This window comes from Falsiruegeria litorea R37 (assembly GCF_900172225.1).
GTDB classification, from domain to species: domain Bacteria; phylum Pseudomonadota; class Alphaproteobacteria; order Rhodobacterales; family Rhodobacteraceae; genus Falsiruegeria; species Falsiruegeria litorea.
Map to the genome: position 1 here is coordinate 264769 of NZ_FWFO01000002.1, position 22509 is coordinate 287277.

Sequence of the window (22509 nt, forward strand, 5' to 3'; positions counted from 1 at the left end):
CGTCTGACGGTCGGGCCGGGTGGTGGGGTGGACCTCTTGGCGGTTCCCTTGTTTCTTCTCGTTCCAAATACGGCCGCCGGAGGCGGATGGAACAGAAATCACGGGCGCGTGGCTTGTTGTGTCACCGTTTGCGATCTTCCAGTTCTGCATTGAACAGGCGCAGTCTGTGGGTCAGGTTCTCCTCGTTGATCACGCTGTTGAAGTTTTCGAACAAAAAGGACAGCGCCTCGCCCTCATCCAACCCGGCCTCGCGCGCGAAGTTTTTGAGTTTGCGATACGCATCCTCGGTCATGGCGCAGGGAAAACGGCGGGTCAGTTTGAAACGTTTGGGCATGGGCGTCCTTTGGAATGGTTGGCTTCGGGCAGCAGGCCGCCCGAAGCCGATCTTCCGCTTAGAAGCTGGCGGCGTCCAGTGTCATAACGGTGTCGCCACCGCTCTGGATACGGGCCAGGTGCATGCCGGTCGCAGGCAGGCGGCGCGCCATGTAGAAGCGGCCGGTGATCAGCTTGGTCTCGTAGAACTCCTTATCCTCGGTGCCAGCGGCCAAAGCATCCAGAGAGGCTTTGCCCATCTGCGCCCACATCAGGCCCAGGCAGACGTGGCCGAACATGTGCATGAAGTCGTAGGAACCGGACAGCGCGTTGTTGGGGTTGGTCGCGTTTTGCATGAAGTACATGCCAGCGGCCTGCAGATCCTTTGATGCGGCTTTCAGCGGTTCCAGGAAGTCGCGGTCAAATGCTTCGTCCTGACCGCCATTGTCCTTGATGTAGGATTTCACCAGCTCAAAAAACGCCATCACATGCTTGCCGCCATCAGCGGCCAGCTTGCGGCCTACCAAGTCCAGCGCCTGAACGCCGTTTGCCCCTTCGTAGATCATCGCGATACGGGCGTCGCGGGTGTATTGCGACATGCCCCATTCTTCGATGTAGCCGTGGCCGCCGTAGACCTGTTGCGCCTGAACCGTCATGTCATAGCCTTCGTCGGTCAAGAAGCCCTTAATGACCGGGGTCAGCAGCGAGATCAGGCCATCAGCGTCTTTGTCACCCTTACGGTGTGCCGCATCGATCAGCGAAGCCCCCCACAGGATGAACGCACGCGCGCCTTCGCTAAAGCTTTTCTGATCCATCAGATTGCGGCGGATGTCGGGGTGCACGATCAGCGGATCGGCGGGACCTTCGGGGTTCTTGGCGCCGGTCACGTCGCGGCCTTGCAGACGGTCCTTGGCGTATTCGACGGCGTTCTGATACGCCGCATCGGCCTGACACAGGCCCTGCATACCGACGCCCAGACGGGCTTCGTTCATCATGGTGAACATGGCGCGCATGCCTTTGTGTTCGTCCCCGATCAGGAAGCCGGTCGCGCCATCATAGTTCATCACACAGGTCGAGTTGCCATGGATCCCCATTTTCTCTTCGATCTTGCCCACGGTGGCGGGGTTGCGATCACCCAGCGAGCCGTCTTCGTTGACCATGTATTTGGGCACGATGAACAGCGATACGCCCTTGATCCCCTCGGGGCCGCCAACGATCTTGGCCAGCACCAGGTGGATGATGTTGTCGGCCATGTCGTGATCGCCCGACGAGATAAAGATCTTTTGGCCGGTGATCTTGTAGCTGCCATCCGCCTGCGGTTCCGCCTTGGTGCGCATGAGGCCGAGGTCGGTGCCGCAATGCGGCTCGGTCAGGTTCATGGTGCCGGTCCAGTCACAGCTGACCATCTTGGGCAGATAGGTGTTCTTCTGCTCTTCGGTGCCGTGGGCCAGAATGGCCGAGGCAGCACCGTGGGTCAGGCCCTGATACATGGTGAACGCACTGTTCGAGGCCGAAAACATCTCACCCACAGCGGTGCCCATCACGTAAGGCATGTTCTGGCCACCGTATTCCTCGGGCATGTCCAGGCCAGTCCAGCCGCCAGCCTTGACCTCTTCAAAGGCCTCCTTGAACCCGGTGGGGGTGCGCACAACGCCATTTTCCAGGCGGCAACCTTCGGTATCGCCGACAACGTTCAGCGGATGCAGCACGTTGGTGGCCAGCTTGCCAGCCTCCTCCAGAACGGCGCCAGTGAATTCGCTTTCCAGCTCGTCATAGCCGGGAATGTCGGATTGCGAGACCTTGAGGACGTCATGCAGGATGAACTGGGTATCCTTGGTCGGGGCGTTGTAAATGGGCATGAAGAGCTCCCTGGGTGAATGATATTGTTAAGATCAAAAGGCCGTTGGCGTTATTCAGCGGCCTTCTTGTTTTGCTTGTTCGAGGTGATGATTTTCTCACCCCATTTAAGTTGTTCTTTGAGATCGTCGATGGCCTGGTTCAGTTCATCGCGCTGCAATTCCATGTCAGCCAGGCGCTCGCGTGCCAGCTCATAGGTACGCTCCAGCTGAACCTGTTGTTGGTCGCCTGCATCGTAAAGATCGAGAAGCTGGCGGATCTGTTCCAGGCTGAAGCCAAAGCGCTTGCCGCGCAGGATCAGCTTGAGCCTCGCACGGTCCCGTTTGGTGAACAGGCGCTTTTGCCCCTCGCGGATCGGGAACAACAGTTCTTTTGACTCATAGAACCGCAAGGTGCGGGGGGTCACATCATATGTGTCGCACATCTCGCGGATGGTCAGTGTGTTGTCAGTCATAATGTCAAACTCTCATCACAAGTGTCGTGACCCTGAGGTGATCAGTGTTGTCGCTGTTTACAACACCAGCTTGACGTTTACGTAAGTCGAACGCTGCGTCACGAAATTACTGACGTAAGATCAATTAAAATTCTGTGAGTAATCGGCACGAATATTGCCGCTACGTCAAAATCCGACGGCGCGGATCGGGGGGAGCAATGGGCAGTTCATCTTCCCGAAGCACCCCCACGCGGACCTGCATAATACTGTCGACGGGCTTTGGCACGGGCAGCCTGCTGTGCATCCCAATCGGCCTGCGACACGCCCGGAGGCGCGGTTCCATAACCGTTTGGTCCAACATCACAGGACGCTAGCGCAAAGCTGGACACAACAAATGCAGTCACAATCGGGAATTTCATGAACCACCTCTTATCAATAGGGGGCGCGGAAACAGGGCCGCGTGCGGCCCATGCTTGCGCCATGGACAAGAATGTAGCCGGGTGATTTTCAGATCAACAAGTGCCCCGTCGTCTCACGCAGATTTGAGGGGCGGTCTTGCCGTCCCGGGGCCATTATTCGATCTTGCCGTCCTGCAGATCTTTTGAGGTTTCTTCGCGCAACTGGATCAGTTCGGACATCGCCTCTTCAAGCTGCTGTTTTTGAGATTCGAGCTCTTTGAGCTGCACGCCCGCATTGCGAACGAAGGCTTCCATCTGGGCACGGTTGCCTTCGTGCTCGTAGATCAACAGCCACTGCCGAATCTCTTCCAATGGAAACCCGAAGCGACGGCCGCGCATGATCAGTTTCATCCGGGCGCGTTCGCGGGCACCGTAATAGCGCGAGCGCCCTTCGCGGTCGGGCTGCAAAAGCTCGATGTATTCGTAATACCGAAGGGTGCGCGGGGTAACGTCGAACTCGGCGCACATCTCCTTGAATGACAGTCGGGTGTCAGACATTCTCAATCTCCTTGGCGGCAACCTATGGTGTCGTTGCGACAAGCGCAACAGGTGGGCTTGCCCTTTTGGCGGGCGCAGGCTCATAAAGAGACAAAGCCCACGCATAAAGTGCAAGCGATGACAGACAAGACAAAAATTGCGGCCCAGTTCATTCAGGCCATTCCCCACGCCAAGGCGCTTGGCCTGCAGTTGACCCAGATCGGGCAGGGCGAGGCAGAGATCACCATGCCCTACAACGAAGCGCTTATCGGTGATCCCAAGACGGGTGTGATTCATGGCGGGGCGGTGTCTGCGATGATGGACACTTGCGCAGGAGCTGCTGTGATGAGTCACCCCGCTGCGCCGGGGGGCACGGCGACCATTGACCTCAGGATCGACTACATGAGGGCGGCAACGCCGGGGCAGGCGATCACGACCAAAGCGGTCTGCTATCACATCACCCGCAATGTGGCCTTTGTGCGCGCAACTGCGACGGACGAAGACACGGAACGCCCGGTGGCCACGGCCTCGGGTGCATTCACGGTGGAGAAACGCTGATGGCCCGTTCCAGACCCGAACCGATGCAAGTCGTCAAACAGCGCCGCGATGCCACTTTGAACGCGCTGGTGGGGGGCGTGCCCTACATACAGTTCCTCGACATCACTTTTGATCGGCGCGGGGATGAGCTGACCGGGGTGCTGAATTTCGACGACAAGCTGATCGGCAACCCGTTTCTGCCCGCGATCCATGGCGGCGTGACGGCCGCGTTTCTCGAGGTGACGGCCGTGATCTCGCTCAGCTGGTCGCACCTGTGGCCGCTGATCGAAAGTGGCGAGCTGTCGCCTGAAGACATCGAAGGCGGCAATATGCCCGCGTTCCCCAAGACCATCGACCTGACGGTGGATTACCTGCGCTCGGGCCTGCCGCGCGACGCTTACGCCCGCGCCTACATCAGCCGGGCCGGGCGGCGCTATGCCTCCGTCCGGGTCGAGGCCTGGCAGGACAATCACGACAAGCTTTTTGCGCAGGCCAGCGGACACTTCCTGATGCCGCAACTCAAGGCCGAGTGAACCGGTGAGTGATCAGATCACCCATCGGCGGGTTCTGAACATCGCCATCCCCATTGTGATTTCAAATGCCACCGTACCCATTCTGGGTGCGGTGGATACGGGCGTTGTGGGTCAGATGGGGGCGGCTGCGCCGATTGGCGCGGTCGGTATTGGCGCGGTGATCCTGTCGGCGCTCTACTGGATCTTTGGCTTTCTGCGGATGGGCACCACCGGTCTGGCGGCGCAGGCACGCGGGGCAGGGGATATAGCCGAGACCGGCGCCTTGCTCATGCGCGGCCTGCTTCTGGGGTTTGCGGGCGGAGTGGTGTTCCTTCTTGGGCAGACCGCGCTGTTTGCTGGGGCGTTTTGGCTGGCACCTGCCAGTGCCGAGGTCGAGCGATTGGCGCTCGATTACTTGTCGATCCGCATCTGGGGGGCACCGGCGACCATCGCACTTTACGCCATCACCGGTTGGTTGATCGCGGTTGAGCGGACGCGAGGTATCTTCGTCCTGCAGCTTTGGATGAACGGGCTCAACATCGTGCTGGACCTGTGGTTCGTGCTGGGGCTGGGTTGGGGTGTCGAGGGTGTGGCCATAGCTACGTTGATTGCCGAATGGACCGGGCTGGCACTTGGGCTGTGGCTGTGCCGCGATGCTTTTGCTGGTGATCAGTGGCGCAATTGGGCGCGGATCTTCGACCCTGCCCGATTGCGTCGGATGATGGCCGTGAACGCAGATATCATGGTGCGGTCGGTTCTTCTGACGGGATCATTCACGACGTTCCTGTTCATCGGCTCGGATCTGGGCGATGTGAACTTGGCGGCAAACCAGATCCTGCTGCAATTTCTGGAGGTGACCGCCTTTGCGCTGGATGGCTTTGCCTTTTCGGCAGAGGCATTGGTTGGCGGTGCAGTTGGAGCAAGAGATCGCGCGCAGGTGCGCCGCGCGGCTGTTGTTGCCTCGCAATGGGGTGTTGGCGGAGCGGTTGGATTGGGGCTTGTCTTCTGGTTGGCAGGGCCTGCAATCATCGACTTGATGGCAACCTCGCCGGAGGTGCGGGAGGTCGGGCGTGATTTCCTGTTCTGGGCGGCGTTGGCCCCGGTTTTGGGGGTAGCCAGCTGGATGTTCGATGGCATCTACATCGGCGGCACCTGGACCCGTGATATGCGGATCGCGATGATGCAATCGGTGGCGCTTTATGCGGTGGCGTTGGTGGTGCTCGTGCCGCTGTATGGCAATCATGGCCTTTGGGCGGCCTTGATGGTGCTAAACGTGGCCCGAGGTCTGACGATGTGGGTGCGTTACCCAAGGCTAGAGGCGCAGGTGCAATGACCAGGGGCGCTCCCGCCCGTCGTCAATGTTTCTGGCGAAACATCTCTTCCCGTTGGGCCAGGCTCATGCGGGCTTTGCCCGCATGAGCCTGGCCCCCCGCCGTCCGCAGGACGCAAGGCCGACAGGCCGCGCAGGAATTAGAGCAGGTCTAGCAGATTTTCAGGTGGACGCCCGATGACGGCTTTATCGCCCACCCGTCCCAAGGGGCGCTCGATCAGGATCGGATGATCGGCCATCGCCCGCAGAAGCGCCGTGTCGTCGGCGTCCTTGCTCAGCCCCAACTCCTTGAATGTCTTCTCTCCAGTCCGCATCATCGCAATCACAGCAACGCCAAGCGCGGATTGCACGGCACGCAACTCATCCAACGAGGGGGCATCTTCCAGATACTTGCGCACAGAGAGTTCCGCCCCCTTCTCTTCGAGCAAAGTCAGCCCCTGACGGGACTTGGAACAGCGCGGGTTGTGCCAATATTCGATCACAGCCAATCCTCTCGTTTGCTGCCAACAGCCTCGGCAACCGAGGCAAATCCATCGCGCGTGAGCAGGTCATCCAGTCCACGCGCGATGTCACCGGCCAGCGATAGGCCGCCATAGACCATGGCGGTGTAAAATTGCACCGCTGAGGCACCGGCGCAGATTTTGGCATAGGCCTGCTCGGCGGTGCTGATCCCGCCAACGCCGATCAGAGGCGTGCGCCCCTCGGTCAGGGCAGACAGCCGCGCCAGAACGCGGGTCGATTTCTCAAAAAGCGGTGCGCCGGACAGACCGCCAGCCTCGCCTTTATGTGCACTGGCCAGCCCGTCGCGGGACAAGGTGGTGTTGGTTGCAATCACCGCGTCCACGCCCGTGTCATGCGCCACGGCGGCGATGTCTTCGATCTCGGCTTCGGTCAGATCAGGCGCGATCTTCAAGAACACGGGCACCCGGTGCTCCAGCGCGTCGCGAGTTTCGATCACGCCTGCCAGAAGCGCGGTCAGTGCCTCTTTGCCTTGCAGGTCCCGCAGCTTTTCGGTGTTGGGGGACGACACATTTACGGTGGCGAAATCCAGGTGAGCGGCACAATGGGCCAGCACGCGGGCAAAATCCGCTGGCCGGTCGGTGCTGTCCTTGTTGGCGCCCAGGTTCAGCCCGATCACCGCATCCTTGGGTCGCGCCGCCAAACGGGCGCCGATCGCCTCCATGCCTTCGTTGTTGAAGCCGAACCGATTGATCGCGGCCTTGTCCTCGGTCAGGCGAAAAAGGCGCGGTTTGGCGTTGCCCGGCTGCGGGCGCGGGGTGGCGGCGCCCACCTCGATAAAGCCGAAGCCCGATTGCGACAGCGGCCCAAGCGCCTCGGCGTTCTTGTCAAAGCCTGCCGCCAGCCCCACCGGGTTGGGCAAGTCAAGACCGGCCACTTGCATCCGCAAACGCGCGGACGTCACCGGTCCCGGTGTTGGCGTCAAACCCATCTTGAGTGCCTTGATCGACATGCCATGTGCGGCTTCGGGGTCCATCCGATGCAATGCGGCCAGCCCCAGTTTCTCGGTCAGTTTCATCCAAAGGCCTTTCCACCGGCTGCAGGCGCGCAGCGGATCAAGCGTGAGGTTTCGACAGCGGCCTGCCGGTGGATGACGGCGCGCTGATAATCAGCGTCGGTCACCATTTCCAGAAAGGCATGCGCCGTTGGGTAACGGGCGACAAACACCTCGTCCCAATGCTCATCGCTAGGTCCGATCAGCACCGCTTGCATGTTGCCACGCCAGATGATCGATGCGCCAAGACGGGCAATGATCGGCGCGGTGTCGATGCCATAGTTGCCATAGGCCTCGGCCCCGGTCAGCCCGGCAGTCGACAGCGGATGATCGGCGGGATAGGCGGCGCGCTCGCGGAATTTGACCAGGTTCAGCATCTCGATTGGTTGATCGCGGTCCAGGGCCTTGAAGGCTTCGAATTGCTCGCGCTCGGGGTCGACATATGCGGTCATTCCATCCCCTCCGGAAACTGATGCATGCCGTCCAGCAGTGGCAGCGGCTTGGACCAGAGCACGTCCGTCATCCGAAGCCTGCGATAGAGATGCGGGAACAGATCGCCACCGCGCGAGACTTCCCACTTCAGAGCGTCGCCCATGGCCTCACCTTCGCAAGCCAGGAGCATTAGCCCTTCGACGCTGGCAAAGTGCTTGGCCGCGGTTTCAGCGGCTTGCTCGGCGGTTGAAAAATGGACGAATCCGTCGCTTACATCAATCGGCGCACCGTCGGTTTCACCTGCGGCTTGCAGTGCGGCCCATTCGTCCGCGTGGAAGATTTTGTAGATCAGCATGCTCTGCGTGATGCCTTGGGCAGGGCGCGGAATCAAGACGCAATGCGGGCAAACCTCTCCTTACGTCGCCCATTTCAGCCTTTGACTCTGGGTGCGGAACGGGGGCACGATCTGTCCAAAACCAACAATAAGGGAGATTGACGATGTTGACCCGTTTTCTGATGTCCGCTGCTGCACTTGGGCTGACCGCCGGCATGGCTGCGGCTGAATACAAACTGACCATCCTGCATACCAACGACTTCCATTCCCGGTTCGAGCCGATCAGTAAGTATGACAGCGGCTGCCGTGAGGGCGACAATGCCGAGGGCAAGTGTTTTGGTGGCTCGGCCCGTCTGGTGACAGCGATTGCCGAGGCGCGCGAACGTGCGGGCAACTCGATCCTTGTGGATGGCGGGGATCAGTTCCAGGGCTCGTTGTTCTATACTTACTACAAAGGTAAGGTCGCAGCCGAGTTCATGAACAAGCTGGGCTATGACGGCATGACCGTGGGCAACCATGAATTCGACGATGGCCCCGAAGTGCTGCGCGGCTTCATGGATGCGGTCGATTTCCCGGTTCTGATGTCGAACGCCGATGTTTCGAAAGAGGAGCTGCTGGCCGACACGTTGATGAAGTCGACCGTGATTGAAAAGGGCGGCGAACAGATCGGCTTGATTGGTCTGACCCCACAAGACACCGATGAACTGGCCAGCCCCGGTCCGAATGTGACGTTCAGCGATCCGGTTGCGGCGGTACAGGGCGAAGTCGACAAGCTGACTGCCGCGGGCGTGAACAAGATCATTGTGCTCAGCCACTCGGGCTACGGTGTCGATCAGCGGGTCGCTGCGGAAACCACCGGGGTGGACGTGATCGTTGGCGGGCATTCGAACACCTACCTCAGCAACGTGTCGGACCGCGCAGCTGGCCCGTACCCCACCGTGGTCAACAACGTGCAGATCGTGCAGGCCTATGCCTATGGCAAGTTTCTGGGCGAATTGAACGTGACCTTTGATGACGCAGGCAACGTTGTCGAGGCCAAGGGCGAGCCGCTGGTCATGGATGGTGCTGTTGCCGAAGACGCGGCCACCGTGGCACGCATCGCCGAACTGGCGAAACCCCTTGATGAGATCCGCAACAAGGTCGTGGCAAGTGCAGCCTCTCCGATTGAAGGCGACCGAGCCGTGTGCCGTATTCAGGAATGCCCAATGGGCAATCTGGTGGCGGACGCCATGCTGGAACGCGTCGCAGACCAGGGCGTGACCATTGCCATCGCAAATTCGGGCGGTATCCGCGCCAGTGTGGATGCAGGTGATGTGACCATGGGCGAGGTGCTGACGGTGCTGCCGTTCCAGAACACGCTGTCGACCTTTGAAATCAGCGGCCAGGGTGTCATCGATGCGCTGGAAAACGGCGTCAGCCAGGTCGAAGAGGTCAAGGGCCGTTTCCCTCAGGTCTCAGGGATCACCTTCACCTTTGACGCATCCGTTGCCCCGAACGAAGGCCGCGTGAGCGACGTTATGGTTGCCAGCGAGGATGGCTTTGTGCCGATTGACCCGGCGACGACCTATCTTGTTGTGACCAACAACTATGTCCGCAACGGTGGCGACGGTTACAAGATGTTCTCAGGCGATGACAAGAACGCCTATGACTATGGTCCGGATCTGGCAGATGTGACGGCGGAATACCTGGCTGCGAACGCGCCATATCAACCTTATGTGGATGGCCGCATCAAGCAGAAGTAAATGGCCGATCGCCATTGGAAACAGGAAAAGAGCGCAGAATTTTCTGCGCTCTTTTCATATGGCATGGTTCCGATGGACGAAGGGCCGAACGGGGTGCTCCCGCGCCCGCGCCGATTTCGGCTACGCCGAAATCGCTGGCGGCCTTGGGCCCGGCGCCGCGCGATGCGCGGCGCGGTGGCGCCCGTCTGATACGTTGCAGGCTGAAACGTCCCTAGGGCTGAGTTCTTCGCGTAAGCGCGTTGTTTTCCGGAGGGCTGGATGCGCGCGGCCCGATATTGAGTTTCTCGGGTGCATGACCTTAGAGTGTCGTCATGTGCGGACGTTTTGCCATCACCTTGCCCAATGACGCGATGGCTCAGCTTTTTGCGGCACAGCCGTCGAATGCATTGCCCGCTGTGCCGAACTTCAACGTTTGTCCCACCAATCAGGTACACGTGGTGCGCAGCGGCGAGATGGGCAGACAGTTGCTGCCGATGCGGTGGGGATTTTTGCCCCATTGGTACAAGGCCGAGAATGGCGGGCCGCTGCTGATCAATGCGCGGGCTGAAACGCTGGCGGAAAAGCCTGCTTTCCGCGCGGCCTGTCGCGAGCGACGGTGCCTGCTGGTCGCGACCGGGTTTTACGAATGGACCAAATCCGCGCAAGATACGCGGCTGCCTTGGTACATCCATCGCCGTGACGGCGCCCCGATTGCCTTTGCAGGGGTCTGGCAGGATTGGGGACCGGCGGAGGCACGACAGTCGACCTGTGCCGTCGTCACGACATCGGCCAATTCACACATGTCCAAGATCCACCACCGGATGCCCTTGATCCTGGAACCCAACGACTGGCCCTTGTGGCTGGGCGAGCAGGGCAAAGGCGCCGCACGCCTGATGCGGCCGGGCGCCGAGGAGGTGCTGGACTACCACCGTGTTGATCCAATGGTGAATTCGAACCGTGCCCAGGGACCTGAGTTGATTGAACCATTTGAGGATGGTGCAGACGCTGGAAACAATCGCCCCGGCGATGCTTTGATCTAACCGTTTGCTGCCTGCGCAAGGGGCGCGCGGCTGAGTGTGTTGCCGGCATCTGTTGTCTTTTTCAACAGGGCGATCAGCTGCGCTTGTTCTGTCGTGCTCAAGCCCGATAGCATCTCGGGTTGAACGGCTTCGACATGGGGACGCGCAGCGGCGAGCAGTTCTTGCCCGGCTTCGGCCAGATGCAAGCATTTTGCCCGTCTGTCGTGCTCGGAAATTGTTCGCCGAACCAGCCCGCGTGCGTCCAGACGGTCGACAACCTTGCCCAAGGTGGCGCGGTCATATGCGATCAGCCCGGCGAGCGAAGCTTGATCCAGTCCCGGATTGGTTTCGATCGCCGTCAAGGTCGCAAACTGTACGGGCGTCAACTTGATCCCGGCCTGTGTCATGCGATCCATGAAGAGGGCAACTGAGATTTGGTTGAGACGCCGGATCAGGTGGCCGGGCATGGCATAGATGGTCATACGTTCACTTTTTCGCTCGTCACTTGTGGCGCGCAATTTTGATGAAATTAGTCCAAAATGACAAGGTATGAGATGCCTCACCGCCGCTTGGAGATCTTGCACGAGGGTTTTCCTTGCCGATCAGGCGGGTTAGATGCGTAGCATGGCTATTTCTTTTGCTTCCTTACCCGCGCTTTATGCGCATGGGTTTGATACTGTGATCGATGTTCGCAGCCCCGCCGAACACGCCGAGGATCATCTGCCTGGCGCGATGAACCTGCCGGTGTTGGATAACGAAGAGCGGGCGCGGGTCGGGACGATCTATGTGCAGGAAAGCCCGTTTCTAGCGCGCAAGCTGGGGGCGGCATTGGTGTTTCGCAACGCAGCCAATGCCATCGAACAGAGCCTCAGCCACCAGGAAGGTGGTTGGCGGCCGTTGGTTTATTGCTGGCGAGGCGGGCAGCGGTCGGGATCTTTCACCTGGATGTTGCAACAGATCGGATGGCGGGCCGAGGTGATCGACGGGGGCTATCGCACGTATCGTCGGTTGGTGAACCGCTATCTTTACGATGATCCCTTGCCGCATCGGTTTGTGGCGCTTGATGGGTTTACGGGCACTGCCAAGACCGATCTGCTCAAGCTTTTGCAATCGCGCGGAACCCAAGCGCTTGATCTTGAAGGGTTGGCCAATCACCGCGGCTCCATGCTGGGTGCGATGCCGGGGGGACAGCCCAGCCAGAAGGCGTTTGAATCGGCGTTGGCGGGGGCGTTGTGCGGGCTTGATCCCACGCGCCCTGTGGTGGTCGAGGCGGAAAGCAGCAAGATTGGCGAACGCAACTTGCCACCGTCGGTGTGGGCTGCGTTGAAGGCGGCCCCTCGCATCGAGGTTCAAGCCGCGATTGCGGCGCGCACGGGGTATCTGGTGCGGGCATATGATGACATTTTGTCGGACGCCGACGGGTTGCGGGAACGGCTGGAGTATCTGCGGCAATATCGGGGTCATGAGGTTGTGGACGGGTGGTTTGACCTGATTGCATCCGGGGACAAGGCAGGTGTGACGCGGGCGTTGATGGAGCAGCACTACGACCCGTCCTACCTGAAATCGCGAAAAGCTCACGACACTCGGGTGATCGGGCAGGTGCAAGCTGGTCTACTGGACGCGCCTGGCTTGGACGCTGCGGTGTCGCAGATCGAAGACCTGTTGCAGCGGTTGCCCAGGACGTGATGGCATGTTTGGTGGGACGGCGTGCTCCCGCCCGTCGTCGATGCCCCTGCCGGGACAGCTCCTCCCGTTGGGCCAGGCGCCGCGCTGTGCGCGGCGCGCCACCGCAGAACGCAGGCGGGGCCTTTGGGGGGATGAAGCTGTCCGGCAGCGTAGGCGGGCAACCAGTTTGGAATTCAGTCGATCAGGCGCAGGCCGCGGCCTTTGGTCAGCGCCCCAATGCGCACAGCCGGGTACCCGGCCGCGCTTAGTGCCGATAGCAGATCATCGGCGGCCTCGCTGGATACGGCAGCCAGCAACCCCCCGGCGGTTTGGGGGTCAAAGAGCAAATCCGCCTTGCCTCCGGTCGGCAATTCCGGCGCCAGGTTGCGGTTTTCGGGGTAGAGCGTTGAGCGGACGCCTTGCGCCGACAGGGCCACTGCCCCAGGCAGAACCGGAATTGCGCTTATGTCCAATTCAGCGCCGCAGCCTGAGGCCTCGGCCATTCCTTGCAAATGTCCGGCCAGGCCAAACCCGGTGACATCCGTCATCGCATGGGCCTCGGCCAGAATGCGTGATGCAGCCCCTTGTGGGTGGGTCATGTGATCAAGCGCCTGTGCCACCCAATCCCCACGCGCCTGGCCTGCCATTTCGGCAGCCATGATCACGCCACTGCCGATGGGTTTTGTCAGGATCAATACGTCCCCTGCTTGGCCACCGCTTAGGGAAACTGGGGGGTGTCGGCAAAGGCCGGTGAGGGTGAAGCCGATGGTTAGCTCGTCCCCCACGGACGTGTGCCCGCCCACGATCTCGGCCCCGGAGGCTGAGATGACTTGGTTTGCAGCCTCCATGATTTCGGCCAAGGTACGCTGCTGCAAGATTGCACTCAGGCGGGGCAGGATCAGGGTTGCTGTTGCCGCCTGCGGTTCGGCCCCCATCGCCCAGATATCACCCAAAGCGTGCACGGCGGCGATGCGCGCCATGATCACCGGATCATCAGTCAGGGCGCGCAGGTGGTCCGAGGTCAGGACCTGTTGCACGCCGCCAGTCTGCAAAAGTGCTGCATCGTCCCCGGGCAAGGGGATGATGTCGTTGCGGAGCGAAACTGTCGGCACCAAAGCTCGCCGCAGAGTGCTGCGCCCCACCTTGGCCCCACAGCCGCCGCACATGGGTTTGTCGCCAATCGCCTCGGACAGCCCGTTGGCATGGTTGCGCGGCAATTCAGGCTGCGGCATCGCGGGTAGATCACGAAAGCGGTTCATGAAGGTCTGGTCGATGTGATCTTTCCAACGCCACATCACTCCGCCCTGAAACGCCGTTCCCAGTCGTTCCGCCAATGCAGATTTGCCGCCCAGTGAGATCAGTTTGAGGTAATCGCGTTGCGGGCGATAAGGCTTCATCTGTCCCACACCCAGAGCGGCCCGCAGATTGTTGATCAGGATAGGTGCCTCGCGCACAGCGTAAACACCGGCCTTGGGGCGGGGATCGTGGCTCAGGTGCGCGCAGTCGCCTGCGGCAAAGACCGACGGATCGCTAGAGCACAGCGTCTCGTCGACCGATATGTAGCCTTGGTGCAGTTCAAGACCGGCCTGTGCAATCCAATCATAGGCGCGCGCCCCGGCAGCGCCTGTGATGAACTCGGCCTCGATCTCTTGTCCTGATGCAAGCACCAGTTTGTTCGCCTCGATCCGGGCGACCCCGGTGTTTTCGATCAACGTCACGCCCAGATCGGCCATCGCCCGGCGGATCAGCCGGGCGGCCTTGGGGCCGGTGGCAGACAGGGCGGTGGCCTGATCGACCAAGGTGATCTGCGCAGAGCGCCCTTGGGCCTTTAACGCGTGGGCCATCGCCATGATCAGTTCGGCTCCGGCCACCCCTCCACCGATGACGGCCACGCGGGCGAGGCCGGACCCCCCCAGATAGTCGGCCCATCGTTGCGCAAAGGGCCCAAGGGGTTTGGCGGGCACGGCGTGTCCAGAAAACCCTGCAACCGCAGGCATGTCCGAGGTGATGCCCACGTTGACCGAAGCCACGTCATAGGAGATCGGCGGGCGCCCGTCGACTGTCACCGTCTTGGCTGCGGCATTCATCCCGGTCACCGCGCCCAGAACCAACCGCGCGCCGGAAAATCGTGCCAGCCGCACCAGATCGATGTCCAACTCGTCGCGGCCATAGTGTCCCGCCACAAACCCTGGCAGCATGCCGGAATAGGGCGCAGTGGGGCCGGGGTTGATCAGCGTCAGGCGCGCGCCGGGCAGAGGCGAAATGCCCCATTTGCGCAGCACCAACGCGTGGCTGTGGCCCCCGCCAATCAGCACCAGGTCACGGGTCAGGGGCAGGGGGGGCTGGTGCATCTGTCGACCTTTGCGTCAGGCAGGTTTATCCTTGTCGCCTTCGGTCTCTTCGTCCACAGGCACATCATGAGTGGCCCATATGCCGTCTTGTTCCGCGCCGGGCAAGGTCTCGGGCGTTTCGCTCATGTGGATGTGAGCCTTGGCGATGAAATGCGCCGTCACGGGTGCCGTCAGGAACAGGAACAGCGTGATCAGCAGCTCGTGCAGCGACAGGTGATGCTCGATGGCGATGGAATGAAAGATCGACGCCAGCAACACCCCGCCCACGCCAAGTGTTGTCGCTTTGGTGGGTGCGTGCAGGCGGGACATTGAATCCTTGAGTTTCAGCAGCCCGTAAGAGCCGACAAAACCGAAGATACCCGACACGATCAGGAAAAAGGCGATAAGAGCTTCGAATGCGGTTTCCATGTCTGCCCTCGCTTATTCGATGATGTTGCCGCGCAGCAAAAAGCGCGCGTATGCGACGGTTGAGACAAAGCCCAGCATGGCGATGATCATGGCGGCCTCAAAAAACACTTCGGTCCCCAAGGCAAGGCCATAAAGGATCATCAGCGCGATGGCGTTGATCACCATTGTGTCGAGTGCCAGAACCTTGTCGCCGACGCCCTTGGCGGTGGCGATCTTGTAGAGGTTCATCAAAAGGCCCGCGCCGAAACAGGAGAAGGTGAAGTAGATTGCGTAGGTGATCATTCGAAAATCTCCTTCAGGCGGCGTTCATAGCGCTGTTTGATCTCGTCCCGCACGGCATTGGGGTCGGGTGCGTCCAGGCAGTGAACCAGCAGGTTGTGGCCCTCGGCCGACAGGTCCGCTGTGACCGTGCCGGGGGTCATGGTGATGGTGCCTGCTAGAACCGTGATCGCCTCGGGCGTGCGCAGCTCCAGCGGGACACAGATCCAGGCGGGTTGACGGTCTTGGTCGCGTTTGAACAGGATGATGCGGGCCACGACGATGTTGGCCACCACGATGTCATAGAGCACCACGAGGATGTATTCGATGATCATAAGCCAGTTGCGCAGCTTGGGTTGGTCGGGCCAGTAGGGTTGCGTGACAAAGGGGATCACCACGCCCAGGAACAGGCCGAACACCAGCGAATTCAGCGACAGCGAATTGGCCAGCAGCATCCAGACCAGCGTCAGCAGAAGGGTCAGATGCGGGTGGGGAAATATGCGGCGTAGAATTTTCATTTCTGTCCCCCATGCAGAACGGTTTCGATATAGCTCGACGGGTCAAAGAGCTGGGCCGCAGTGTCGTTTGCGAACTCTAGCACGGGGCCTGCAAAGATGGTGAGAAGAACCAACAGGGCCACCAGCCCAAAGACCGAGGTAAAGGCAAGTCCGGGGTGGGGCTCTGGCGCCGGTTCCTTGGCATGTTCGTCCTCTGTGCCTTCGACTTCGATCTCGGGTTCTGGGGCGTCGATGAAATCCGGGTCGTGACTGCGCCAGAACACGATCGAGCCTGAGCGGGCAAAGCCAACGATGGTGATGAACGAGCTAACCAGGATCACACCCCAGATCATCCCAAACTCACCACTTTGACGGGCGGCGTCCATGACCAGCAGTTTGCCGACAAACCCTGACAGTGGCGGCATGCCTGCCATGGCGATGGCTCCAACAAAAAAGAGGCTCGCCAGCAGACCGGCCTGCGGCATCGGGCTGTGAGAACGAATGCGGATGCCGCGACGTTCGCGTACCTGGTCGGCCACCAGAAACAGCAGGGCGGTCGCGATGGTCGAATGGATCATGTAGTAAAGCGCCGCCCCGGTTGCGATGGGGGTGAAGAGCGCGATTGCAATCAGCAGCGTTCCCATCGAAGCAATGGCACCAAAGGCGATCATTCGGTTGATGATACGGGTGCCCAGAATACCGATGGCCCCAACCGCCAGCGTCAGCATCGCCGCAGGCAACAACCAATCTCCGACCAACCCGGCGGTTGCATCGACGTCCGGTCCAAAGACCAGCGTATAGATCCGCAGGATCGAATAAGCGCCGACCTTGGTCATGATCGCAAACAGCGCTGAAACGGGAAGAGGCGCATTGGCATAGCTTGTGGGCAGCCAGAAATGCAGCGGCAGCACGGCGGCCTTGACGCAGAACACCAGCAAGAGCAGCACCGCACCCACGCGCAGCAGGGCGGTGTCATCGGCTGGCATTTCGGACACGCGCACGGCCAGATCCGCCATGTTGAGCGTTCCGGTCACCGCATAAAGCGTACCAAGGGCAAACAGGAACAAGGTCGAGCCCAGCAGGTTATAGACCACGTATTGCACGCCCGCCCGCAAACGGCGGGGACCACCGCCGTGGATCATCAGGCCATAGGACGCGATCAGCAGAACCTCGAAGAAGACAAACAGGTTGAAGGCGTCGCCGGTCAGGAAGGCGCCGCAAACTCCCATTAGTTGAAACTGAAGCAGCGCATGGAAGTGGCGCCCACGACTGTCCCAGCCCGAGCCGATGGAATAAAGCACAACGACCATGGCCAGCACCGCCGTCAGCAGCACCATCAGCGCAGACAGCCGGTCCAGCACCATGACAATGCCAAAGGGCGCCGGCCAATCGCCCAGCTCATAGACGTGGACCTGCCCGTCCAGGGTAAGCCCAAGCAAGGCAAGCGAGATCGCCATCAGGATGACGGTGCCTGCAACCGAAAAGATCCGCTGCAAGCTCAGGTGGTGGCGCAGGACCATGATGATGAACGGCGCCAGCACCGCTGGCAGCACGATTGGGGCGACAATCAAATGGTTCATACGTCGTCCCCCGTATTCTCGGACATGTCGATGCGGTCATCCTGCGATGACAAATAGGCGCTGAGCGCGATCATCACGACCACGGCTGTCATCCCGAACGAGATCACGATCGCTGTCAGAACCAGCGCCTGTGGCAGCGGGTCGGAATAGGGCACATCAGCGTATTTGTTCAAAACGGGTGGCGCGTTCAACGCCAGCCGCCCGGTCGCGAACAGGAACACGTTCACCGCATAAGACAGCAGCGATATACCTACGATTACGGGAAATGTGCGACGGCGCAGCAGCAGGTAAACGCCAGCGGCGGTCAACATTCCAACAGCACTGGCCAGAAGGATTTCCATCTTAGACCTCCTTCTTTTCTTGCACGTCTTCATCATCGCGGGCGGGGTTGATGTCCATCGCATGCTCGGACGCGATCCCCGGCTGCCAGGCAAAGCGTGACAGACTTTCCAGCGCCAGCATCACCGCGCCCACAACGGCCAGGAACACACCCAGGTCAAAACCCATGGCGGTGGCCCATTCGAACTCTTCCAGTGGCGGCCAGTGGATGTAGCCAAAGTCGCTGGTCAGGAACGGCTTGCCGTTCAGCCAGGCACCCATGCCGGTCACAGCCGCGATCAAGACGCCAGAGCCGATGATGCCGTGATAAAACACTTTCTGCCGTTCCGCCGCCCAGCTGAACCCACTGGCCATGTACTGCATGATAAAGGCAATCGCTGCGATCAGACCGGCGATGAAACCGCCACCAGGCAGGTTGTGGCCGCGGAAGAAGATATAGGCCGCCACCATCAGGGCAATCGGCATCATCACGCGTGTGACAACCACCATCATCAGCGGGTGCGCATCACCCGATTGCGGCATGTCCGGCTTGCGGTTCAGCAGATAAGCGCGCACGCGGGTGCCCAGCACCGCCTCGGTCAGGGCATAGATCACCAGCGCGGCGATCCCCAGAACGATGATCTCGCCAAAGGTATCAAAGCCCCGGAAGTCCACCAGGATCACGTTGACCACATTGGTGCCGCCGCCGCCCTTGTAGGAGTTCGCGAGGTGGAATTCCGAGATCGTCGGGAAGGCAAAATCGCGCATCATCAGCGCATAGATCAGCCCGCCAACGCCCAGACCCGAAATGCCCGCGATGATGACATCACGGAACCGGCGCTCGTTGGTGGTCTCCCAAGGGGTTTCCTTGGGCATGAAGTTCAGCGCCAGGAGCAGCAGGATGATCGTCACCACCTCGACCGAGATCTGCGTCAGCGCCAGGTCAGGCGCGGACAGGTAGTTGAACCCGATCGAGATGATCAGCCCGACGACACCCACCAGCACCAGCGAGACAAAGCGGTTGTGATGGAACACCACCAGGCAGATCGTGGCCCCCATCAGGCAGATCCAGCCGATGATGGGCATGACGCCAGCCTCGATCCCGATCCGCGTGGGGACCGAGTCGGTGCCGGTGTAGTAGGCATAGCCCGCCAACGAGACGACAAAGACCACAAAGATCGCCGAATACCGCGCCATCGAGCGGTTGTGCAGCCCTTCGGTGATTTTGCGGCTCAGTGCTGTAAGCGCGCCAATGACCGCATCAAAGATGACCTTGGCTTCGGGGCGGGGCAGCGCGTTCCAGATTCGCTCAAGCCGCCCGTGCATCGCCAAAAGGATGACGGCACCAATGGTGGCCACGATGGACATGTAGAGCGCCGTGTTGAACCCGTGCCAGATCTTGAGCGAGTAGTAGGGCAGCTTCTCTCCACCAATCACCGCGCCCGAGGCGACGGCGACCAGCGGGCCGACAATGGCGTTGGAAAACAGGCCAATCAGGACAACGAGTGTGACAAGAAACGCGGGCGCCAGCCACATGCCAACGCCGGGGTCATGCGGTTTCGCGGGATAGTCGTCGCGGACCGGCCCCAGAAACACATGCGCGATGTAGCGGAAGGAATAGGCGGCTGAGAATAGCGCGGCAACCAGCACCACGCCAGGCACCAGGTAAGGCGAGCTCAGCCAGGTTGTTTGCGTCGCGGCATCCAGCATCATCTCTTTCGACAAGAAGCCGTTGAGCGGTGGAATACCCGCCATCGACAGTGACGCCACTGTGGCGATGATGAAGGTCACGGGCATCAGGTGGCGCAAGCCGCCCAGCCGTTTGATGTCGCGCGTGTGCGTTTCGTGATCCACGATACCCGCCGACATAAAGAGTGCGGCCTTGAACGTCGCGTGGTTGATGATGTGGAACACTGCAACCACCGCTGCAAACTTGGTGCCAAAACCCAAGAGCATCGTGATCAGACCCAGGTGAGAGACCGTCGAAAAGGCCAAAAGCGCCTTGAGATCATCCTTGAACAGGGCGATCACCGCGCCCAATACCATGGTGATAAGGCCAGTTGTGGCCACAATGTAGAACCAGGCGTCGGTGCCCGCCAAAACCGGCCACATCCGCGCCATCAAGAACAGGCCCGCCTTCACCATCGTGGCGGAATGCAGATAGGCCGATACCGGCGTCGGCGCGGCCATGGCGTGCGGCAGCCAGAAGTGGAACGGGAACTGCGCCGACTTGGTGAAGGCCCCGATCAGGATCAGGATCAGGGCGGGCAGGTAATAGGGCGAGGCCTGGATCAGATCTTTGTTTTGCAAGATCACCGTCAGGTCATAGCTTCCGACGATATTGCCCAGGATCAGCATGCCCGCGATCATCGCCAATCCGCCTGAACCGGTCACGGCCAGCGCCATGCGGGCGCCTTGGCGCCCGGCAGGCAGATGCTTCCAATAGCCGATCAACAGGAAAGAGCTGAGCGAGGTGAGTTCCCAAAAGATCAGCAAAAGCAGGATGTTGTCGGACAGGACGATCCCAACCATCGCGCCTTGAAACAACAACAGATAGGTATAGAACTGACCCATCGGGTCTTCGCGTGACAGGTAGAACCGCGCATAGAGGATGATCAGCAAGCCAATGCCCAGGATCATCCCGGCAAAAAGAAAGCCCAACCCGTCGAGGTAGAAGTTCGCGTTCAGTCCCAATCCGGGCAGCCAGTCAAAGCGCGCGGTCACGACCTCTCCGCGAAAAACAGCTGGAGCATTCACAAGCAATCCCAGCAGCGCCAAGAATGTCGTGGCGCCCGCAGAGGCGGACGAGGCGTTGCGGCCGGCTCGGATCAGCAGGGCGGGAAAGACCGCTCCAAGAAATGGCAAGGCTGCTATCAGGAATAGGGACACAAGCAATCCTCCGCTCTTTGCCTGGTTCGGACGTAAACCTGTATTTTGAGTAAGGATATTTCGCGGACTGTCCAGACCTTGAAATATTTGAGATTTTGGTCCGACACCGATTCTGGGTGAATTTAGGGGGTTCTGACGGGAACTTGAGTGGATTTCCCGCCGGTTTGCGCCCTAGATAAGTCCAGTTGTTCAGATTGCCCTGAAAAGAGGTTCAAGCGCGCTAACATGACGCGGCAAGCAAAATTTCCGACGCGGAGACTGGTGTTGCTCGGGGGCGCCGCCGCCCTTGCGGCTGGAGGTGTCTATTGGTGGCGGGCGACGCCTCCCTACTATGGCGGAGCCAAGCTGACGGTTGCACAGGCCCATGAGGCTGCGGCCAGCGGGGACGTTGTGCTCGTGGACATCCGCACGCCCCGGGAATGGGCGCAGACGGGTGTGCCGGAAGGTGCGCACCCGATCGACATGCGGCGTGACGACTTTCTGGCGACCCTGTCCCAGGTGGCGGGCACCGACAAAGGGCGCCCCATCGCGGTGATCTGTGCCCGGGGTGTTAGGTCCGCACGGCTGAGCCGTGCGTTGACCGAGGCGGGGTATACTAACATCGTCGATGTGCCCGAGGGGATGTTGGGCTCGGCCGCGGGGCCGGGATGGTTGAAAACCGGCCTGCCCGTTGCGGCCGTCGAGGAGGGCTGAGGATGATCAGGCAGATGTTGTTGGGCTTGGGTCTGATGATGACGGGGTCGGGGGCAGTAGCCGCATGCGGTGGGGGCGATGATGTCTGTGAGATAGAAAGTGGGAGCTATCACATCGAAGTTCCCGACGCCGAGCATCCGCCGCTCGTGGTGTTTTTGCACGGCTATGGCGGCAATGGTGCGGCAACGATGCGCAACAGATCCTTGGTCGATGGGCTGCTTGCGCGCGGCTATGCGGTGATGGCACCCAATGGCTCGCAGCGGATTGGCTCGAACCGGGGGCTGAGCTGGAACTTCTATCCCGGGTGGGAAGGGCGCGATGAAACCGAGTTCCTGCAAAATGTAGTGGCCGATGCGGCAGATCGTTTTGGTTTGGATGAAGACCGGGTCTTGCTGGGAGGATTTTCGGCCGGGGGCTTTATGGTAAATTATTTGGCCTGCGCCGCGCCCGAGACATTCTCAGCCTATGTGCCCGTGTCGGGTGGGTTCTGGCGCCCGCATCCAACCGAGTGCAACGGACCTATCCGGATGTTGCATACCCATGGCTGGACCGACAACGTGGTTCCGCTCGAGGGGCGCGTCCTCGGGGGCGGGCGTTTTGTGCAAGGGGATATCTTTGCCGGGCTCGAGATCTGGCGCCTGGCCAATGGGTGCAGCGATCACAAGCCAAGCGGGTTCAGCCGTGAAGGAGAGTTCATGCACCGTCGCTGGACCTGCGGCAAGGACAGCGCACTGGAGTTCGTGCTGTTCCCGGGGGGCCATCAGGTGCCCAAAGGTTGGGCCGATCTTGTAGTGAATTGGTACGAAGGGCTGCCCGGGAGCTGAAAACAGAGATGAGCGAAACGGGGGCACTCCCGCCCCCGCGTGATCCTGACTGCGTCAGCACCACTGGCGGGGTCGGGCCGGGCCTCGCTTC

At 60.6% G+C, this 22509-nt stretch carries 25 protein-coding genes; 8 read left to right on the forward strand and 17 right to left on the reverse strand.

What is annotated here, in order from left to right; all coding sequences use genetic code 11:
- Positions 1 to 121: 121 nt before the first annotated feature.
- From TRL7639_RS14850 to TRL7639_RS14865, 5 genes are all read right to left on the reverse strand, one after another.
- Entirely contained in the window at positions 122 to 334 is a 213-nt protein-coding gene (locus tag TRL7639_RS14850) for a hypothetical protein (RefSeq protein ID WP_085796647.1), read from the reverse strand.
- A gap of 58 nt (positions 335 to 392) precedes the next feature.
- A complete protein-coding gene (locus TRL7639_RS14855; RefSeq protein ID WP_085796648.1) occupies positions 393 to 2171 on the reverse strand; it encodes an acyl-CoA dehydrogenase C-terminal domain-containing protein in 1779 nt (592 codons plus the stop codon).
- Positions 2172 to 2221: 50 nt separating this feature from the next.
- Positions 2222 to 2623 (reverse strand): MerR family transcriptional regulator, encoded by a 402-nt coding sequence (locus TRL7639_RS14860; RefSeq protein ID WP_085796649.1) that lies wholly within the window; start codon positions 2621 to 2623, stop codon positions 2222 to 2224.
- A 206-nt stretch (positions 2624 to 2829) separates the two neighbouring features.
- Entirely contained in the window at positions 2830 to 3021 is a 192-nt protein-coding gene (locus TRL7639_RS22905; protein ID WP_133057661.1) for a hypothetical protein, read from the reverse strand.
- A gap of 153 nt (positions 3022 to 3174) precedes the next feature.
- Positions 3175 to 3558 (reverse strand): MerR family transcriptional regulator, encoded by a 384-nt coding sequence (locus TRL7639_RS14865; RefSeq protein ID WP_085796650.1) that lies wholly within the window; start codon positions 3556 to 3558, stop codon positions 3175 to 3177.
- 117 nt (positions 3559 to 3675) lie between these two features.
- On the opposite strand from TRL7639_RS14865, the gene TRL7639_RS14870 reads away from it, so the two are divergent.
- Genes TRL7639_RS14870 through TRL7639_RS14880 form a run of 3 tightly spaced genes read left to right on the forward strand, consistent with a single transcriptional unit; the run spans position 3676 to position 5919 of the window.
- On the forward strand, positions 3676 to 4095 hold the full coding sequence (locus tag TRL7639_RS14870) for a PaaI family thioesterase (RefSeq protein ID WP_085796917.1): 420 nt from the start codon (positions 3676 to 3678) through the stop codon (positions 4093 to 4095).
- Positions 4095 to 4607 (forward strand): PaaI family thioesterase, encoded by a 513-nt coding sequence (locus TRL7639_RS14875; RefSeq protein WP_085796651.1) that lies wholly within the window; start codon positions 4095 to 4097, stop codon positions 4605 to 4607. The genes TRL7639_RS14870 and TRL7639_RS14875 overlap by 1 nt, the downstream gene beginning before the upstream one ends.
- 4 nt (positions 4608 to 4611) lie before the next feature.
- On the forward strand, positions 4612 to 5919 hold the full coding sequence (locus tag TRL7639_RS14880) for an MATE family efflux transporter (protein ID WP_085796652.1): 1308 nt from the start codon (positions 4612 to 4614) through the stop codon (positions 5917 to 5919).
- A gap of 137 nt (positions 5920 to 6056) precedes the next feature.
- Here TRL7639_RS14880 and arsC read toward each other — a convergent pair whose 3' ends face one another.
- From arsC to TRL7639_RS14900, 4 genes are read right to left on the reverse strand one after another with little or no spacing between them, the layout of a single operon-like run.
- Complete coding sequence (gene arsC, locus TRL7639_RS14885) at positions 6057 to 6398, reverse strand: arsenate reductase (glutaredoxin) (protein ID WP_085796918.1); 342 nt, start codon at positions 6396 to 6398, stop codon at positions 6057 to 6059.
- Positions 6395 to 7453 carry a quinone-dependent dihydroorotate dehydrogenase gene (locus tag TRL7639_RS14890; RefSeq protein ID WP_085796653.1) on the reverse strand — a complete coding sequence of 353 codons (1059 nt, stop codon included), beginning with the start codon at positions 7451 to 7453 and terminating at the stop codon, positions 6395 to 6397. The genes arsC and TRL7639_RS14890 overlap by 4 nt, the downstream gene beginning before the upstream one ends.
- The gene (locus TRL7639_RS14895; RefSeq protein ID WP_085796654.1) at positions 7450 to 7881 is read right to left on the reverse strand and encodes a DUF1330 domain-containing protein; all 432 of its coding nucleotides are present in this window, start codon (positions 7879 to 7881) and stop codon (positions 7450 to 7452) included. The genes TRL7639_RS14890 and TRL7639_RS14895 overlap by 4 nt, the downstream gene beginning before the upstream one ends.
- Positions 7878 to 8216, reverse strand: coding sequence for a DUF952 domain-containing protein (locus TRL7639_RS14900; RefSeq protein WP_085796655.1), 339 nt, complete (start codon positions 8214 to 8216; stop codon positions 7878 to 7880). The genes TRL7639_RS14895 and TRL7639_RS14900 overlap by 4 nt, the downstream gene beginning before the upstream one ends.
- A 143-nt stretch (positions 8217 to 8359) precedes the next feature.
- Between TRL7639_RS14900 and TRL7639_RS14905 the strand changes: the two genes are divergently transcribed.
- A complete protein-coding gene (locus TRL7639_RS14905; protein WP_085796656.1) occupies positions 8360 to 9937 on the forward strand; it encodes a bifunctional metallophosphatase/5'-nucleotidase in 1578 nt (525 codons plus the stop codon).
- Positions 9938 to 10248: 311 nt separating this feature from the next.
- Complete coding sequence (locus tag TRL7639_RS14915) at positions 10249 to 10956, forward strand: SOS response-associated peptidase (protein ID WP_085796658.1); 708 nt, start codon at positions 10249 to 10251, stop codon at positions 10954 to 10956.
- Here TRL7639_RS14915 and TRL7639_RS14920 read toward each other — a convergent pair.
- Positions 10953 to 11417, reverse strand: a complete 465-nt coding sequence (locus TRL7639_RS14920; protein WP_207559680.1) for a MarR family winged helix-turn-helix transcriptional regulator — start codon at positions 11415 to 11417, stop codon at positions 10953 to 10955. The genes TRL7639_RS14915 and TRL7639_RS14920 overlap by 4 nt on opposite strands.
- Positions 11418 to 11559: 142 nt before the next feature.
- On the opposite strand from TRL7639_RS14920, the gene mnmH reads away from it, so the two are divergent.
- Positions 11560 to 12621 (forward strand): tRNA 2-selenouridine(34) synthase MnmH, encoded by a 1062-nt coding sequence (gene mnmH, locus TRL7639_RS14925; RefSeq protein WP_085796659.1) that lies wholly within the window; start codon positions 11560 to 11562, stop codon positions 12619 to 12621.
- 173 nt (positions 12622 to 12794) lie between these two features.
- Here mnmH and selD read toward each other — a convergent pair whose 3' ends face one another.
- From selD to TRL7639_RS14960, 7 genes are read right to left on the reverse strand one after another with little or no spacing between them, the layout of a single operon-like run.
- Complete coding sequence (gene selD / locus TRL7639_RS14930) at positions 12795 to 14951, reverse strand: selenide, water dikinase SelD (RefSeq protein WP_085796660.1); 2157 nt, start codon at positions 14949 to 14951, stop codon at positions 12795 to 12797.
- A gap of 15 nt (positions 14952 to 14966) precedes the next feature.
- A complete protein-coding gene (locus TRL7639_RS14935) occupies positions 14967 to 15359 on the reverse strand; it encodes a Na+/H+ antiporter subunit G (protein WP_085796661.1) in 393 nt (130 codons plus the stop codon).
- Between the two features lie 12 nt (positions 15360 to 15371).
- Entirely contained in the window at positions 15372 to 15641 is a 270-nt protein-coding gene (locus TRL7639_RS14940; protein WP_085796662.1) for a K+/H+ antiporter subunit F, read from the reverse strand.
- Entirely contained in the window at positions 15638 to 16135 is a 498-nt protein-coding gene (locus TRL7639_RS14945) for a Na+/H+ antiporter subunit E (protein WP_085796663.1), read from the reverse strand. Before TRL7639_RS14945 ends, TRL7639_RS14940 begins: the two co-directional genes overlap by 4 nt.
- A complete protein-coding gene (locus tag TRL7639_RS14950) occupies positions 16132 to 17694 on the reverse strand; it encodes a monovalent cation/H+ antiporter subunit D (RefSeq protein ID WP_085796664.1) in 1563 nt (520 codons plus the stop codon). The genes TRL7639_RS14945 and TRL7639_RS14950 overlap by 4 nt, the downstream gene beginning before the upstream one ends.
- Positions 17691 to 18035, reverse strand: a complete 345-nt coding sequence (locus TRL7639_RS14955) for a Na+/H+ antiporter subunit C (RefSeq protein WP_085796665.1) — start codon at positions 18033 to 18035, stop codon at positions 17691 to 17693. Before TRL7639_RS14955 ends, TRL7639_RS14950 begins: the two co-directional genes overlap by 4 nt.
- A gap of 1 nt (position 18036) precedes the next feature.
- Positions 18037 to 20901: a monovalent cation/H+ antiporter subunit A gene (locus tag TRL7639_RS14960; RefSeq protein ID WP_085796920.1), complete on the reverse strand. Its 2865-nt coding sequence runs from the start codon at positions 20899 to 20901 to the stop codon at positions 18037 to 18039.
- 225 nt (positions 20902 to 21126) lie between these two features.
- Here TRL7639_RS14960 and TRL7639_RS14965 point away from each other — a divergent pair, with 225 nt between their 5' ends.
- Positions 21127 to 21594 (forward strand): rhodanese-like domain-containing protein, encoded by a 468-nt coding sequence (locus tag TRL7639_RS14965; protein ID WP_085796666.1) that lies wholly within the window; start codon positions 21127 to 21129, stop codon positions 21592 to 21594.
- A 2-nt stretch (positions 21595 to 21596) separates the two neighbouring features.
- Positions 21597 to 22418 (forward strand): CE1 family esterase, encoded by an 822-nt coding sequence (locus TRL7639_RS14970; protein WP_085796667.1) that lies wholly within the window; start codon positions 21597 to 21599, stop codon positions 22416 to 22418.
- Positions 22419 to 22509: the final 91 nt, after the last annotated feature.